Origin of the sequence: Mesorhizobium sp. M1182, from assembly GCF_040318335.1 — a bacterium.
In the GTDB taxonomy this organism is placed as follows: Bacteria; Pseudomonadota; Alphaproteobacteria; order Rhizobiales; family Rhizobiaceae; genus Mesorhizobium.
Map to the genome: position 1 here is coordinate 1 of NZ_JAMYMD010000070.1, position 1,853 is coordinate 1,853.

Below are 1,853 nucleotides of genomic sequence, written 5' to 3' on the forward strand. Positions count from 1 at the left end.
GGTTTTCGGCTCGCCCACCGCCGTCGTGTGGGTTGGTGGTCGTCTTATTTAGATGGCGGTGGCCGGGGGCTGGGGTGTTTTTCTGGTGGGGGGGGGGCGGGCGCCCCCCCCCCACCTCCAGCCGTATGGACGTTTTTACTGAAAAGATACTCGCCGAGACTGGCCTATTTGCGATGGTCGGCAAAGCGGAGCGGGGCCCGCTGACCATCGAGTCGATCGTCAAACACAAAACGCCCTATCTCATCGCAGTGGGCGGCGCTGCGTACCTGATTTCAAAATCAATCAAGGCGGCGCGGATCATTGCCTTTGAAGACCTTGGCATGGAAGCCATCTATGAATTCGAGGTGTATGACATGCCGGTCATCATGGCTGTCGATGTTGAGGGAAATTCTATTCACAATTCCGGGCCCCTTGAGTGGCGTAAGCGCATGGCGGCCGACAGCATCGCCCGCAACATCGGCGTTTGAGTCTTCCCGGCTGCGCGATCCGGCCAGACTCTCGCGCCGGATTTTGGGCCGCACAAGTAACACAAGCGGCATTTTATGGTTCAGCTCCTCGGCGGGCCGGAAAAGAAACGCCTTCAAGTCACTCTCGATGCCAATATGCCCCGATGTAAACACTGCATCGACTCGCCGGCCATGCGATCAATGCTCGGTGCTGTCGAGGGCCAATCAGGTAAAGCAGCGGAGATACAAAAAATGCGCTGTCTATTTCGACGAGGTCTCTGCCGTAAGGCGACTATACCTCTCCAGTGCGTCACCGCCCCGTTAGGCGGCGGGGCGATAGCCAACTGCTTCTAAAGCTTTTCATGGTTCGAACTCCCTCACCTGACTTTCGACAACCCCACTCTGGTGTATTGCGGGCCGAAAATGGTGCCGTCACTACATTCGGTCGCTTCAATTAATGATAGAATTGGTTGGCACTTGTCCACGGCATGAGAGCAAAGGTCATGAAGTCGAAACCCGACCCTGTGCGACTAGACGCTTGGGATGTCCGGATTCTCTCAGAGATTCAAGTAAACGGTCGGATTTCGAAAAGCGAGCTCGCAAAGCGTGTTCACCTTTCGGCTTCGGCCTGTTCGGAGCGGCTCCGTGTGCTTCAAGCCGCAGGGATCATTGAGGGGTTCTATGCGCGATTAAGTCCAGCCCTCATCGGGGGCATTGTTTTTGTCATGGTCGAGGTGGTGTTGGATCGCCACCGTCTCGAGGACCAACGAAACTTCGAGGCTGCGATTCAAGAGATTCCGGACATCCTGGACTGCTGGGCTATCGGGGGGCGGATCGACTATCTGATGCGCGTTTCATCTCCTTCCATGGCTGCGTATCAGGATTTCATGGAGGAATTGCTGCAGGCAGGCTTGGGTATCGAGCAATACTACAGCCTTGTCGTGACGAAACCAGTGAAATCCAACTCACCGATTCCTCTGTCCGCCGTGAGGCAACGGTAAACTCCCGAAGAATTGTGTGCGTCAAGTTCTGCAAAATGGCGTGGCATCGCGGTGACGTCGGCGTGTCCGCCGCGCAGCTCCCGTGTTTAGCGGAGCGGCGGACACATGACGGTGCTCAGGCGGCCAAGGCCCTCAGGCTCTCCTTCTTGTGCTCGCGCAGATGATCCATGTTGAGGTAGCGGGTCGCCTCGAGCCAGTTCTCGTGGATCTCCACCGCCAATGCCCGAACCAGCCGCAGGCAGCTCCGCGGGTTGGGGAAGATGCGAACGACCAGGGTGCGCCGCTTGATCTCCTGGTTCAGCCGCTCCAGCATGTTCGTAACCGGTATGATCATGACGGTGCCATCCGATCCCCGCTGGAGATGCGAGATTTTCGGCGTATGGTGCGACCATCCGGGACAGGGGCA

3 protein-coding genes are annotated in these 1,853 nt (G+C 57.4%); 2 read left to right on the plus strand and 1 reads right to left on the minus strand.

From position 1 onward, the window contains the following. Nucleotides 1-467, plus strand: a 467-nt coding sequence (locus tag NKH33_RS33040) for a fumarate hydratase C-terminal domain-containing protein (RefSeq protein WP_352923719.1), incomplete at its 5' end; no start/stop codon positions are given. 482 nt (nucleotides 468-949) lie between these two features. Then, nucleotides 950-1,447, plus strand: coding sequence for an Lrp/AsnC family transcriptional regulator (locus NKH33_RS33045; protein ID WP_352923722.1), 498 nt, complete (start codon nucleotides 950-952; stop codon nucleotides 1,445-1,447). Nucleotides 1,448-1,562: 115 nt separating this feature from the next. Here NKH33_RS33045 and NKH33_RS33050 read toward each other — a convergent pair. After that, on the minus strand, nucleotides 1,563-1,853 hold a 291-nt coding region (locus NKH33_RS33050), incomplete at its 5' end, for a transposase (RefSeq protein ID WP_352923724.1).